Raw genomic sequence first — 13,140 nt, 5'->3', positions numbered from 1 at the left:
CAAAATCAGGACGTGCTTTCTTCTATTTTTGAGACTTTTTGCCCAGCCTCACTCAATAATTTGTTCATTAATTCAATGCTTTTTTCTTACGATTTAAAACTGTATTTAAGAAAATTGCCATTACACTAGCAACTACAATCCCATTTGAGAAGAACATTTGGAAAGCAGTTGGCATACTAATAAATAAGTTACTATTATTAAAACCAACACCCATACTAATTGAAATTGCTGCAATTAAGAAGTTATGTTCATTATTCGCAAAATCTACTGTTGATAAAACTTGCATCCCTTGAAGAGATACAAAACCAAACATTACAACCATCGCACCACCAATGACAGGACTTGGAATAATTTGAGCTAATGCACCAAATTTTGGTAATAAACCTAGTACAATTAAGAACACTGCAGCATAGTAAATTGGAAGACGATTTTTAACACCTGAAATTTTTACTAATCCAACATTTTGAGAAAAACCTGTATATGGGAATGTATTGAATACTCCTCCTAATAATACTGCCATCCCTTCTGCACGTAGACCATTACGAAGACGAGTTGCATCAATATTTTCACCTGTAATATTTGAAAGTGCCATATAAACACCTGTTGATTCTACCATTGAAACTGTTGCAATAATACACATCATCGCAATAGAAGAAAATTCAAACGTTGGCATTCCAAAATAGAATAAAGATGGAACATGCACCACTGATGCTTCTCTTACAGGAGTAAAGTCTACTAATCCCATGCTAGCTGCAATAGCTGTACCAGCAATTAATCCAATTAAAATAGAAATTGATTTAATAAATCCTTTTGTAAAAATGTTAATTAAAAGAATAATTACAACTGTAATAGTTGCTAATAATAAGCTTTGAGAAGTTGGTTCTGGAGAGTTATTTCCCATATTACCAATTGCTACTGGAATTAATGTTAAACCAATAGTAGTAATTACAGAACCTGTTACGATTGATGGGAAGTAGTTTGCTAATTTAGAAAAAATACCTGATACTAAAATGACATAAATCCCTGAAACAATTAATGCACCAAACATGGCACCACTACCATGACTTTTACCAATAATAATTAACGGAGCTACAGATTGGAACGCTACCCCTAATACGATTGGAAGACCTACTCCAAAGTGTTTATTTAATTGAAGTTGTAATAATGTAGCAACCCCACACATAAAAATATCTGTAGAAATTAAATAAGTTAATTGTTCACTAGAATACCCTAAAGCTGTGGCAATCATTAGAGGAACAAGAATAGAACCTGAATACATTGCTAATAAATGTTGTAATCCTAAAAGTGCTGCTTGCGAGTGTTTTTGTTGTTGCATTATAAATCTGCCTCCTTAAAAATTACTTTACCATTTTCAAAACGTTCAATTCGAGCAAGTGAGAATACTGGATAGCCGGCTTCTTCAATTAATCCTCGTCCGTCTTGGAATGATTTTTCAATCACGATCCCAACTGCTTCTACTTTTGCTCCTGCCTGTTCAATAATTTCAATTAAACCTTTAGCAGCTTGACCATTCGCCAAGAAATCATCAATAATCAGTACTTTATCTTCAGTTGATAGATATTTTCCTGCTATTGAAACGGTGTTACTAACTTGTTTGGTAAAGGAATACACTTCAGCAGTTAATACTCCTTCATTCATTGTAATGTTCTTTGATTTTTTTGCAAAAATCATTGGGACATTCAATATATCGGCAACATAAATCGCCGGAGCAATTCCTGACGCTTCAATTGTCACAACTTTTGTAATTCCCGCATTGGCAAATTTTTCTGCAAAAACTTCACCAATTTCATGCATTAGACGAAGATCTACTTGGTGTGTTAAAAACGAATCCACTTTAAGGATATTTTCACCTAAAACATGACCATCTTTTAAAATACGTTCTTCTAGTAATTTCATAAGTCCTCCTATAATCAAAATAGTTTTCTTACTTCCTCACAATCCCTTATCCCAAATAAATAGAATTCAAAACCATACATTTTATACGCTATTCATTCGGAATATCTGTATTTTAATACTATCGTTTTATAAAATCAATAGTTTTTCATGAATTAATTATTCAAATACGAACATTTTGCAATTATAAATCTTCGATTATACATTTTTAAATATAAAAAAGGCCGGACATAATTGTCCGACCTCTAAATAGTCATTAAAAATTATTTTAATGTTACAGAAGCTCCAACTTCTTCTAATTGAGCTTTTAATGCTTCTGCTTCTTCTTTAGCAACGCCTTCTTTTAAGATTCCAGGTGCGCCATCAACTAAAGCTTTAGCTTCTTTTAATCCTAAACCAGTAGCTTCACGAACAACTTTAATTACTTTAATTTTGTTGTCGCCTGCAGATGTTAATTCTACATCGAAGTCTGATTTTTCTTCAGCAGCTTCACCAGCGCCACCAGCTACTACAGCTACAGGAGCTGCTGCTGTTACGCCAAATTCTTCTTCGATTGCTTTTACTAAGTCGTTTAATTCTAATACAGTTGCTTCTTTAATGTCAGCAATGATTTGTTCAATGTTTAATGCCATTTTAAAATTCCTCCATTTTGGTTCATTATTTTTTATTATTTTTTGATTAGCTAGCTAGCTTTAAGCAGCTGCGCCATCTTTTTGATCTGCAACGGCTTTGAATACCAATGCAGTGTTGCGAACTGGTGCTTGTAATACTGATAATAGCATTGATAGTAAGCCTTCGCGGTTTGGTAATTTTGCAAGAGCTTCGATTTCTTCTTTAGAAGAAACTTTACCTTCGATTACACCTGCTTTAATTTCTAAAGCTTCAACTTTTTTAGCAAAGTCAGCTAAGATTTTAGCAGGAGCTACTACGTCATCGTTACTGAAAGCTACAGCTGATGGTCCTTTGAAAATGTCATCCATTCCTTCTAAACCAGCTTCTTTAGCTGCACGTGATAAGATGCTGTTTTTTACAACTGCAAATTGTACACCTGCGTTACGTAATTCTGTACGTAAGTTTGTTGCTTGTTCTACTGTAATTCCTAAATAATCCACAACTACAACAGATGTTGCGTTTTTGAATTGTTCAGCAACTTCAGAAACTTGTTGCGCTTTTTTAGCAATAATTGCTTCACTCATCTTCGTGTTTCACCTCCTGAATTTTAGGTAGGGCATAAAAAATCTCTATGCCCACAAAGACATAGAGAAATAAGATCAACTTGTTCTCCCTCGGTAGGATATTAAGGCTAACGCCCCCTACTGTCTTCGGTCGCATTCAACTAGAAAATAGTTTACAGGAACCAAAAGCCCTTGTCAACTATTTTTTTGCATTTTTGAATATTTTTTTACTTACTCACCTAAGATGAGTTTTGTAAGTTCTTCAGAAGTTACGGCTCCAAAATATTCTGTTAACTCAAATGTGTCTAACACAGCTTTAATATCTTCTTCAACCATACGAACGCCCATTAATTGAGTTTCTACATCTTGAATTTCACATTTAGAGAAGAAATCACCACGAATACTACATTTTGTAATTCTTCCTTGTTCCACTTCTAAGTATACTTGAATCGTTCCTGCCGCAAATCTTCCATCACGGTAGTCGCTATATTGTGGAGATTCTCCATAATTCCAGTCCCAATTTTTATACTTTTTAGCTGTCAATTCATCAATTGCTTTCCAATCTTCTTCCGTTAATACATAACGTTTCGCTTCGTCCATTGAATTAATTCTTAACAACTTGCAAGTCATTAAATTTTTAAATTCATCAATCGTAATTTCTTGATATTCTGGTGCTAAATGTGGACGAATTGAGCCCACTCTAGCTCTTGTTGATTGAATGCCTTTTGATTGTAATTTCTTTTTATTTGGATTCAAAACTTTTTCCATTGCATCATAATCCACATCTAATAGTAAAGAATAGCCTCCATAAACACGAGCATTACTAATCGTCATAGCAGCTCCAGAAACTTTCTTTCCATCAATAGTTAAGTCATTTCGACCAGTTTGTTCTACTCCAGTTGCCCCTAACTCATGCAGCGCTTGAATCGCCGGAGCATATGTTCTCTTAAAATCTCCAAACACTCCATTATCTTGAATTAAATAACAAACATTAACAGCACCTGAATCTACATATACGGCACCACCACCCGTATCTCTTCTAACGACTTGGATGTTATGTTCTTTTAAATATTGTTCATTCACTTCTGCAACTGTATTTTGGAATTTTCCAATTTCCACTTTCGGATCACAGTAATATGGGAATAAAATATCATCATCTAAAAATACATTTTGTTGGACATATACTTGCATCGCAAGAGCTACTGCTCCATCTGTAACATACTTCCCATTTCTAATTGGCTCAATCAAATACATAAAGCTTTCCTTCTTCCTTTAATAATTGATGTGTTTCGTGTATTAATGTTGCAATATTCTCTGATAATAGTAGGGTACGATTTCGAATGGCTAAAGGCACTCGATAATGTTTATGATTCATACTTACATAAACCGCATTTATATTTTCTGTAACTTTCTTTTGGAATGGTGTTTTAATAAATTGTGGTGTTGTAAATCCAATTCCAATTTCTAAATATACTACTTTTCCTGTCTCATATTGTTTTAAAAAAGTATCATAACGGGCTTTTTGTTCAAAGAAATCTGCAGACTCAACCATCCCTTTTTCAGCATTACGTTTATTAATCTCTAATGGTGCACCACATTCTGGACAAAACGGAATTAATTCATACGGTACTTTCATATCCTTTTGCCTTGCAATCATTTCACGAATTAACTCATCTTTTCGATAAGTTTGTGGATGACAATGTTGGCTACATTGTAACAATCCGTATTCTCCTTGAATATGAAACACTTTCTCCATATCAAATCCAGCTACTTCAAAGGCATTATCAGCATTCGTAGTAATAATATGGTACGGTTTTGTTTCAAGCATTTCTTTCAACTCTACATAGGCAGCTCCCACTGGTTGGTCTAAATAATTCAATGCAATAAAGCGACTTTGAAAAGACCAGTACTCTTCCCAACTGGCAAATTGAAATAAACTTGCTTGTAACATATCTAATAATTGATACTTTTCGATAAAATCTGGAAAGGCTGACTCAAAACGTTCCCCAATATAAGTAAAGCCATCCGCAGCAGACATTCCTGCTCCAATCCCTACAACAATAGCATCCGCTTCTTCAAACAAACTTTTTAATTGTTGCGCCTGACTTTCCATCTTTTGTATCGGTGTAATCCACTCCACTACTTCCCCTCCCTTCTCTCATCATTGTAATAATTTTCTATACGCCATTTGTTCTTCATTTGTATACGTCGATAAAATAACCGTTCCTGGAAAGACGTGTTGCTTAACCCAGTCTTTTACAACCGAAACTGCAATTTGTGCAGCATCTTCTACCGGAAAACCAAATTGACCCGTTGAAATCCCACAAAAAGCAATGCTTTCTAGCTTCATTTCTTCTGCTTGCTTCAAACAACTCATATAACAGTTCTCTAATAATTGTTTCCGAATAGGCGTAACAGACTTTCCACTTGGAATAAATGGTCCCACTGTATGAAAAACATACTCACATGGCAAATGAAAACTCGGTGTCACCTTTACAGATCCCACCGGTTCTTTTTTCTTTTGAGCGAGTTGAATTTGATAACAACATTCTCTTAACTTGACCCCTGCAAAAGTGTGAATGGCATTATCAATACAACGATGATTCGGAATAAAACATCCTAACAAATCACTATTCGCCGCATTTACAATTGCATCCACTTCTAAATGACATAAGTCTCCATGATATAATTTGATTCTCTCTTCATTGGTATCTTGGCAACTTTCCAATCCAACAATTGCCCCCGTATGGTATTGCTTTAAATAAGCCTCTTCCAATTCTAAATAACGAATATCCGCTCGACTAGCAGGTCGAATATTGACCAACCCTCGCCAAGTTTCTTCTAAATCTTTTTCTGATTTCCCAGAAAAATCTGGAACAACTTCGCCTTTTTCCTCCATCAAAAAAGCAATCATTTGCTGTAATCGATTAACTTGTGTATCTTTATTCATCTTCTAATGCCATAAATTGCGCTTCATCAACATCTGTTAATACAACTAGCCAATGTTCTTCTTGTTTTTCAGAGTTTAATAATGTTGGCTCCTCTACTGCAGCTTTATTATATGCTACCACTTTTCCTCCAATTGGAGTCACAATAGACATCACTGTTTTTGAAGCTTCAATACTAACGATTTCTTCTTCTGCTTCTAACACTTCATCTTGGCTAAATTGAACAAAACCAATTGTACCGACATCATCTTGTAACTCTGGTGTCATACGAATCGTATAACGATCTCCTTCTTTATCAATCCATAAAAAATTTGCAAATTTTCTCATTTTATTCATCCTTTCTACTGATACAATTGTGCGAATAATTCTAACGCACGTTTCCGATTTTCAAATCCTCCAACTAGTGGAATCATTAATAATTCATCCGGATTACAAACTTGACATAATTCATCCAGTTGCGCTTTTACTGCCCTAGAATCTCCAACAATTAACCGTTGACGATTGTCTTCAATTGTTTTTCTTTCTGCTGGAGTTACATCTCTTGTTTCTACATCTTTTTTAGTTGGGAATGTTTCAAATTCACTAAAATCTTGTTTTCCTAACATCCATAAATCTAATGCTTGAGCCATCTCTTCGGCTTTTCCCTCAGTATCTGCAATCACGACAAAAACTGCTAAAATAAAGCGCAAATCTGACCCATTTACCGATTGAAATTCTTTACGATATGCCGTTGCTAATTCTTTTGCTAACACAAGAGGCTCTTGCGGAATATACGGGAAAATTCCATAAACAAATCCTAAGCCATTTTTTGCAGCAATATGAACGGATTCCCCACCCATTCCTAATAAAAATTGTTCTGGAACTCTCTTTGTATAAGGAACAGCTTCATTAGACTGTATGATTTCCTGTACATCAGCTACCCATTCACCAAACTGAGGTTTAATATAATGACTTTTCAAAGCCGTTGAAACAGATTTTGTCCCTATTGAATTCCCTAGACCGATATCAATTCTTCCCGGAAATAGCACTTCTAATGAGCTCATCACTTCAGCTACCTTGTACGGAGCATAATGCAAGCCCATAATACCACCTGAGCCAACATGAATATTCTTTGTTTGAGAAGCAATTGCTGGAATAACCACTTCAGGCACACTGATCGATAAAGCTTTTACTTGATGGTGTTCTGCTACCCAAAAACGTGCATAGCCTAATTCTTCTGCTATTTTAGCTAATTGAATCGTCTCTTGAATGGCTTCTTCATTTGTTTTCCCAAAATCAACTACGCCATAGTCTAGTACACTAATTTTCATCGACAGCTCTCTCCTTATAATTAACTTCCAAACTTCTAAAGAAATCTCTAGCATCTTTATGAAGCGACTCTCCAAAATCCATTAACGGCACAATATCTTTAAAGGCAGCTTGAGGAATCGCTAATGCTTCTAAATTTTCCGGTTTAATCGATAATTGAATTTCTTCTGATTTACCTTCTCTAATTTTTTCAGCAAATTCAGGATCTGTAATAAATGGGGTCGATAAACCAATAAGGTCGGCATGTTCTAATGCTTCTAGTGCTTTTTCTTGACTATTAATGCCACCTGAAGCAATCACCGCTACTTTTCCTTTTAACGCTTTATAAATCACAGCATTCACTAATTCACCTTGATGAGGACCTTTTGCGCGAATTTTATTTCGAAACACATCATGTCCCCAACTTGCAATCGCTAAATAATCAATCGAAGCAATGGTTAGAGCTTGATGGAAAAATTCTAAAAACTCATCAATACTATAGCCAATTTGATTCCCTCTAGTTTCTTCTGGAGTTGCTCTAAAGCCTAAAATAAAATTCTCCCCAGCATATTGCCCAATGGTTTGTTGAACAACTTTCAACACTTCAATCCCAATACGAGAACGATTTTCTAAAGATTGTGATCCATATTCATCTGTTCTCTCATTTGAAAAAGTAGAGAAGAATGTTTGAATTAACAATCGTTGAGCAGAAGAAATTTCCACTCCATCAAATCCTGCTTCAATTGCAATTTTAGTTGCACGGCGATAATCTTCAATCACTTGATGAATTTCTTCAATTGTCATCTCATGCACTTCATGTGGAAATGGCGATTGTAATTTCATTGCACTAGGCCCTACAACTGTTTTATCTCGATTCAATGCATGACTAGCAAAACGTCCTGCATGGGTTAATTGTAAAATAGCCGTTGCTCCTTGAGATTTCATTTCCTGAGCTAATTTCTTTAAACCTGGAATAGCAGCTTCATCCATCGCACTAAATCCAAATTCAAATAGTTGCCCTTGCTTATTAACGTACGCTGCCCCTGTAATTTGTAAAGCAGCAGAGCCAGCACGTCTCTTTGCATATAATAAATCATCTTGCGTAATATACCCTTCTTCTGTTGAAGAGTTTGTCACCATTGGTGATAATACAAAACGATTTTCTAATACAATATTTCCCTTCAAAGTAAAAGGTTCAAACAATGCGTCTATTGTTTTCAATTTTTAAACACCTTCCTTAACCACACATACTTTTATTGTATCACTTTTCTGACTTCATGCTGGAAGTTTTTCAACTTTATCAAAACTTCCATAACTCATCTTGTTCCCACTGTTCAGCAATCATTAGCAATAAATCTTCTCTACCTTTTGCTGCAACTAATTGCACTCCAATTGGCATTCCTTCCCGTGAGTGACCAACTGGCAGACTAATCGCTGGTTGACCTGTAATATTCATCCGTTGTGTAAACGGAGTATCTTCCACACTCGACTCAAACATCTTCCACACAACCTCTTGACGTTCTTCATGAGATAACTCATGAATATGCTCCATCTTCTCAATTAAATCAGCATCTAAAGAATACGCATCTTGTTTGGGTGCAGTATTGGCAACCGTCGGTAACAACAACACATCATACGTATCATGAAGTTGCATCATTGCTTCCGCATAACGATCCCAATCTCCCGCAACTCGTGCATAATCCGCACCTGTCACCATTAAACCACTTTGATACATGACCCATGTCATCAATTCCATATCAAAACGAGTCATTTGACGTTGTAATTGTTTCTCCATTTTTTGAAACATGACAACCGTCTCTGCACCACTAATGAGATAAAATCCTTTCTGAAGTTCAATCCCATTAATCGGATCTTCTGCTATTTCACTCACTTCATGTCCATCTAATTCAAATTTCTTCGCCATTTGGCGAACAACTTGTTCCACTTCACTAGAAACTTTTCCACCAATCGGGTGCTTTAATAACATCCCAACTTTCAATGGGCGATTCAGCTTAGGGGAAAACAAATTTTCTTCTTGCAACAAAGGCAATGGGAACGGACTTTCTAATTGGCACGTTTGTAAATGCCACAACAAATTTCGAGTATCTCTCACCGTCTTAGTCAAAGCAAATTGAACCGTCGCTCCATTCCACCCACGATAAGAACCAGGCCCCACCGGAACACGACCACGAGTCGGCTTCAACCCAATCAATCCATTATGGCTAGCAGGTACACGAATCGAACCTCCCCCATCACTTGCAGCTGACATTGGAGAAATCCCTGCAGCAACAATCGCAGCAGCTCCACCACTAGAGCCCCCTGCATTTACGGTTTCATCTAAAAAATGACGAACAGGCCCATGTAACTGAGCATCACTCACCATTTTATACCCAAACTCAGGTGTATTCGTTCTTCCTAATATAATGAAGCCAAGTTCTTCTAGACGTTTCACAAAATGACTTGTTTCATGACAAATATAATCTTTAAACAAACGAGAACCATAGGTACACAGTGTCCCTTTTTTCTCTTGCCCTAAGTCTTTTAAAAACAAAGGAACTCCCGCAAAAGGTTGATTATCCACTTGAAACTTCTTCGCTTCTTCTATTGCTTCTTCATAACGTGTCGAAACAATCGCATTTAATCTCGGATTCAATCGCTCCGCCTTTTCAATCGTTTCTAACACCAATTCCAACGGATTTACTTGTTTATCACGTACAGCTTGCGCCATACTAGTCGCATCACGAAACATCCCCACACCCTCTTTCACAATCTTTCGCATTGTCATTATATACATGTACGTTCTTTATTGGCAATGAGAATGCATGGGAGGAATAGTCATATTTTTAGTTTAAAAATGAAAAAAACAATTCTTAGCATTGAATTTCTTGTGTTTTTACTTTACGATATTACTCAAAAGGAGGTCTTTTCATGAAAATAGGAATCGATGCAGGTGGAACAAAAACAATTGGGATTTTATATAAAGAAAATCAAGCTATCGACAGTATCAAAGGTGAAATGGGGAATCCTATTGTTAATTTCGATTCAGCTGTTAACAATGTGGTTCAAGTAATCGAAAATTTACTTTTAAAAAATAAAGTAAATTATTCTAATATTAGCTATATTAGTATTGGAATGGCCGGCGCTAGTACACTCATTCCAGAATTAACATCAGCATTCAAAGAAAAACTTCATTGTAAATTTGCAATTGAATCAGATTTAAAAATGAGTCATATTGCTACCTTTAAAAATAGAGATGGTAATCTTTTTATAGCAGGAACGGGATCATCACTTTTATGCAGAAAAAATAATCAATTTATCCAAAAAGGTGGTTGGGGTCACATACTTGGCGATGAAGGAAGCGGATATTGGATTGGGAAACAAATTCTAAAAACATACATTAACTTCTTAGATTATAACGAAAGTCCTATGGACTTCCTTGATTTACTACCCACTATTCAACAAATATTCCCAAATCGTCAATCAATTATAAATACAGTATATAACAGCCCTAAAACAGAAGTAGCAAAATTAGCAATATTATACTTAGATTACTCCAATAATCTATTTCTAACATCTATTGCTCAACAAGCCGGAAAAGATATCGCTAAAGCTTTATTGTCCTGTAATCAAGAAAACAATATTACTGTTGCTTTTGAAGGCAGTGTTATTAAAAACAACTCCCATGTATTAAATAGTGTTTTGACTGAAATCGAATCACACAATAAGACTTTAACAATTATCTCTTCTCGTCCAGCAAACGAGAGTGTCTTCTACTTCTAACAAATAAACCTATTGCAGTCTATCTACAATAGGTTTATTTGTTTTATATAGTTGGATAGGTTATCTGTCCTAAAATGACACTTTTTCTTGCTCCTGTCGCAGAAGGAACATTCGACGGTCTCATATGATAAGTTTGATTGCCTAATATCACAAAAGCTATCGCTTCTTTTGCCTCCGAAGAATACCCTAGATCTTCTTGAATCAGTATCTCAATTTCTGGTAATTCTCTTTTTATTAAATTTATAAGACACTCATTATAAGCTCCTCCACCGGCAATTATACATTTATCCAAATTATAGTGATGAATAAAATATTTTTTATAATGATAAGCAATAGAATAAGCTGTAAACCATGTTAATGTAAAAATAATATCATTCTTACTATAATCTTGATATTTTTCTAAAAGTGCATATGTGTAATGTTCTCCAAACATCTCTCTACCTGTCGTCTTAGGAATATCTAATGCAAAATAGAGATGTTTCTTCAACTCCTCAGCCAATTGAGGTATTAAATTCCCCTTACTTGCATACTCTCCATTTTTATCAAACTTTTTTCCATATAACCTTTGTACTGCAGCATCAATCATCATATTCCCTGGTCCAGTATCAAACGCTATTACTTTAGTAAAATCTCCTTTTTTAGGAAGAAACGTGACATTTCCAATTCCACCTATATTTTGTAATGCAACTGCCTGATTTTCATCTGCATATAATACATATTCACTGTAAGGTACTAAAGGAGCACCTTCTCCACCCACAGCCATATCCATTACTCTAAAATTTGAGATTACAGTAGTTCTACATTCATTAGCAATAATAGCAGCCTCTCCAATTTGTAATGTACTAGGGATATAATCAGAAAATGCTTTTGGGATATGAAATATCGTCTGTCCATGACTAGCTATAAAAGCTATGTCTTCTAAATTCACAGAAGATTCTTCACATAAAGCTTTTACTGATTCTGCAAACAACTGCCCCAATTCAAAGTTTAATGAACAAATTAGCTCTACAGGAATCAATTCTCTGCTACAACATTTTCTTATTTTATCTCTCAAATCTTCAGGTATTTCATATGTTTTAAAGTTCAATTGTTTTACCTGAGTATCTTCATCTTTACCAACAATATTACAAAGAACTACATCAACCCCGTCCAACGAAGTTCCAGACATCAATCCAACTGCTAACACTATAATTCCCCCTTAATGAAATTACGAGTTCGAACAAGCAAATCTTTTGTTGAATTAAAATCAATTTTTGCAATACCATAATACAGTAAATCCGTAATAATTAACAGGCTATTTCTAGAAGTAATTGAACCTAATCGAATTTCCTTTTCTTCAATCGGAACAAAAAGTTTAATATCTGACAAATTAGAAAGCGTCGATTTCAAATTAAATTTAGTCACACCTATAATTTTCGCACCGATTTTCTTCGCATTTTTAACAATAGAATTAACTGACTCGGTTTCTCCGCTATAACTAACAACAATCACTACATCATCTTTTTCTAATTGAGCGATACGGGCCATTAACGTATGTTGATCTCTATCATAAATAACATTTTGATGAATTCTAGTCATTTTATGATAAAAATCTAAACAAACAACACTACTTCCCCCAACACCTAATAAATAAATTGTTTTAGCACTATTAATTAATTCTATTGCTTTTTCTAATTCATGATAATCTATTAAATTAAAAGTCTCTTTTATATTTTGGGTTACCATATTTTCTGTTTTTTTCAATAATAGTTGTAAAGAATCATTAGGATTTAAAAAAGTTTCAATTTCATCTTCAACACTAGCTACTTCACTCTCTTTAGCTAACTCTACTTTAAATGCAGGTAATCCTTTATACCCCATTTTTTTAGCAAATCTAACCCAAGCAGATGCGGAAGTCTTTGTAACATCTCCTAATTCTTTTGCATTGGAATCCAATACTAGTTGTCTATTTTTCAAAATAAAATCTGCAATCACATATTCTGTATCTGTAAAAGCATTTATTGAACTTTTAATTTTATATAATACACTCATTCTAC

14 protein-coding genes and 1 other annotated feature are annotated in these 13,140 nt (G+C 34.9%); of the genes, 1 reads left to right on the top strand and 13 read right to left on the bottom strand.

What is annotated here, in order from left to right:
• Nucleotides 1-67: 67 nt before the first annotated feature.
• The 11 genes from RWL86_RS01345 to RWL86_RS01295 all read right to left on the bottom strand — a co-directional run bounded on the left by RWL86_RS01345 (nt 68) and on the right by RWL86_RS01295 (nt 10,073).
• On the bottom strand, nt 68-1,339 hold the full coding sequence (locus RWL86_RS01345) for a nucleobase:cation symporter-2 family protein (protein WP_314076817.1): 1,272 nt from the start codon (nt 1,337-1,339) through the stop codon (nt 68-70).
• Nucleotides 1,336-1,917: a xanthine phosphoribosyltransferase gene (locus RWL86_RS01340; RefSeq protein ID WP_314076808.1), complete on the bottom strand. Its 582-nt coding sequence runs from the start codon at nt 1,915-1,917 to the stop codon at nt 1,336-1,338. Before RWL86_RS01340 ends, RWL86_RS01345 begins: the two co-directional genes overlap by 4 nt.
• Before the next feature lie 260 nt (nt 1,918-2,177).
• Nucleotides 2,178-2,546, bottom strand: coding sequence for a 50S ribosomal protein L7/L12 (gene rplL, locus RWL86_RS01335; protein WP_006703256.1), 369 nt, complete (start codon nt 2,544-2,546; stop codon nt 2,178-2,180).
• Between the two features lie 60 nt (nt 2,547-2,606).
• Nucleotides 2,607-3,110 (bottom strand): 50S ribosomal protein L10, encoded by a 504-nt coding sequence (rplJ, locus tag RWL86_RS01330; protein WP_314076807.1) that lies wholly within the window; start codon nt 3,108-3,110, stop codon nt 2,607-2,609.
• A gap of 27 nt (nt 3,111-3,137) precedes the next feature.
• Nucleotides 3,138-3,258: a sequence feature (ribosomal protein L10 leader region), on the bottom strand.
• 62 nt (nt 3,259-3,320) lie between these two features.
• Nucleotides 3,321-4,343 (bottom strand): lipoate--protein ligase, encoded by a 1,023-nt coding sequence (locus tag RWL86_RS01325; protein WP_314076806.1) that lies wholly within the window; start codon nt 4,341-4,343, stop codon nt 3,321-3,323.
• Nucleotides 4,330-5,202: an NAD-dependent deacetylase gene (locus tag RWL86_RS01320; RefSeq protein ID WP_314076816.1), complete on the bottom strand. Its 873-nt coding sequence runs from the start codon at nt 5,200-5,202 to the stop codon at nt 4,330-4,332. The genes RWL86_RS01325 and RWL86_RS01320 overlap by 14 nt, the downstream gene beginning before the upstream one ends.
• A 48-nt stretch (nt 5,203-5,250) precedes the next feature.
• Nucleotides 5,251-6,039: a protein-ADP-ribose hydrolase gene (locus RWL86_RS01315; RefSeq protein WP_314076805.1), complete on the bottom strand. Its 789-nt coding sequence runs from the start codon at nt 6,037-6,039 to the stop codon at nt 5,251-5,253.
• Nucleotides 6,032-6,364, bottom strand: a complete 333-nt coding sequence (locus tag RWL86_RS01310) for a glycine cleavage system protein H (protein WP_314076804.1) — start codon at nt 6,362-6,364, stop codon at nt 6,032-6,034. The genes RWL86_RS01315 and RWL86_RS01310 overlap by 8 nt, the downstream gene beginning before the upstream one ends.
• A gap of 14 nt (nt 6,365-6,378) precedes the next feature.
• Nucleotides 6,379-7,347 (bottom strand): MsnO8 family LLM class oxidoreductase, encoded by a 969-nt coding sequence (locus RWL86_RS01305; RefSeq protein ID WP_314076803.1) that lies wholly within the window; start codon nt 7,345-7,347, stop codon nt 6,379-6,381.
• Nucleotides 7,337-8,545 carry an NADH-dependent flavin oxidoreductase gene (locus RWL86_RS01300; RefSeq protein WP_314076802.1) on the bottom strand — a complete coding sequence of 403 codons (1,209 nt, stop codon included), beginning with the start codon at nt 8,543-8,545 and terminating at the stop codon, nt 7,337-7,339. The genes RWL86_RS01305 and RWL86_RS01300 overlap by 11 nt, the downstream gene beginning before the upstream one ends.
• Nucleotides 8,546-8,624: 79 nt before the next feature.
• Complete coding sequence (locus RWL86_RS01295; protein ID WP_314076801.1) at nt 8,625-10,073, bottom strand: amidase; 1,449 nt, start codon at nt 10,071-10,073, stop codon at nt 8,625-8,627.
• Between the two features lie 179 nt (nt 10,074-10,252).
• Between RWL86_RS01295 and RWL86_RS01290 the strand changes: the two genes are divergently transcribed.
• The gene (locus tag RWL86_RS01290) at nt 10,253-11,104 is read left to right on the top strand and encodes a BadF/BadG/BcrA/BcrD ATPase family protein (protein WP_314076800.1); all 852 of its coding nucleotides are present in this window, start codon (nt 10,253-10,255) and stop codon (nt 11,102-11,104) included.
• A gap of 43 nt (nt 11,105-11,147) precedes the next feature.
• Here the strand turns inward: RWL86_RS01290 and anmK are convergent, their stop codons facing one another.
• A complete protein-coding gene (gene anmK, locus RWL86_RS01285; RefSeq protein WP_314076799.1) occupies nt 11,148-12,290 on the bottom strand; it encodes an anhydro-N-acetylmuramic acid kinase AnmK in 1,143 nt (380 codons plus the stop codon).
• Nucleotides 12,290-13,135: a MurR/RpiR family transcriptional regulator gene (locus RWL86_RS01280; protein ID WP_314076798.1), complete on the bottom strand. Its 846-nt coding sequence runs from the start codon at nt 13,133-13,135 to the stop codon at nt 12,290-12,292. Before RWL86_RS01280 ends, anmK begins: the two co-directional genes overlap by 1 nt.
• Nucleotides 13,136-13,140: the final 5 nt, after the last annotated feature.

Source organism: uncultured Granulicatella sp., from assembly GCF_963515095.1.
Lineage (GTDB): Bacteria > Bacillota > Bacilli > Lactobacillales > Aerococcaceae > Granulicatella.
The sequence above is the reverse complement of the archived record's forward strand: the minus strand, read 5'-3'. Positions and strand labels throughout refer to the sequence as shown.

Coding starts and splice junctions, on each gene's coding strand:
- RWL86_RS01295 (WP_314076801.1), bottom strand. CDS start 10,073: ATGTTTCGTGATGCGACTAGTATGGCGCAAGCTGTACGTGATAAACAA.
- rplJ (WP_314076807.1), bottom strand. CDS start 3,110: ATGAGTGAAGCAATTATTGCTAAAAAAGCGCAACAAGTTTCTGAAGTT.
- RWL86_RS01315 (WP_314076805.1), bottom strand. CDS start 6,039: ATGAATAAAGATACACAAGTTAATCGATTACAGCAAATGATTGCTTTT.
- RWL86_RS01290 (WP_314076800.1), top strand. CDS start 10,253: ATGAAAATAGGAATCGATGCAGGTGGAACAAAAACAATTGGGATTTTA.
- RWL86_RS01320 (WP_314076816.1), bottom strand. CDS start 5,202: ATGGAAAGTCAGGCGCAACAATTAAAAAGTTTGTTTGAAGAAGCGGAT.
- RWL86_RS01280 (WP_314076798.1), bottom strand. CDS start 13,135: ATGAGTGTATTATATAAAATTAAAAGTTCAATAAATGCTTTTACAGAT.
- rplL (WP_006703256.1), bottom strand. CDS start 2,546: ATGGCATTAAACATTGAACAAATCATTGCTGACATTAAAGAAGCAACT.
- RWL86_RS01305 (WP_314076803.1), bottom strand. CDS start 7,347: ATGAAAATTAGTGTACTAGACTATGGCGTAGTTGATTTTGGGAAAACA.
- RWL86_RS01325 (WP_314076806.1), bottom strand. CDS start 4,343: ATGTATTTGATTGAGCCAATTAGAAATGGGAAGTATGTTACAGATGGA.
- RWL86_RS01310 (WP_314076804.1), bottom strand. CDS start 6,364: ATGAGAAAATTTGCAAATTTTTTATGGATTGATAAAGAAGGAGATCGT.
- RWL86_RS01340 (WP_314076808.1), bottom strand. CDS start 1,917: ATGAAATTACTAGAAGAACGTATTTTAAAAGATGGTCATGTTTTAGGT.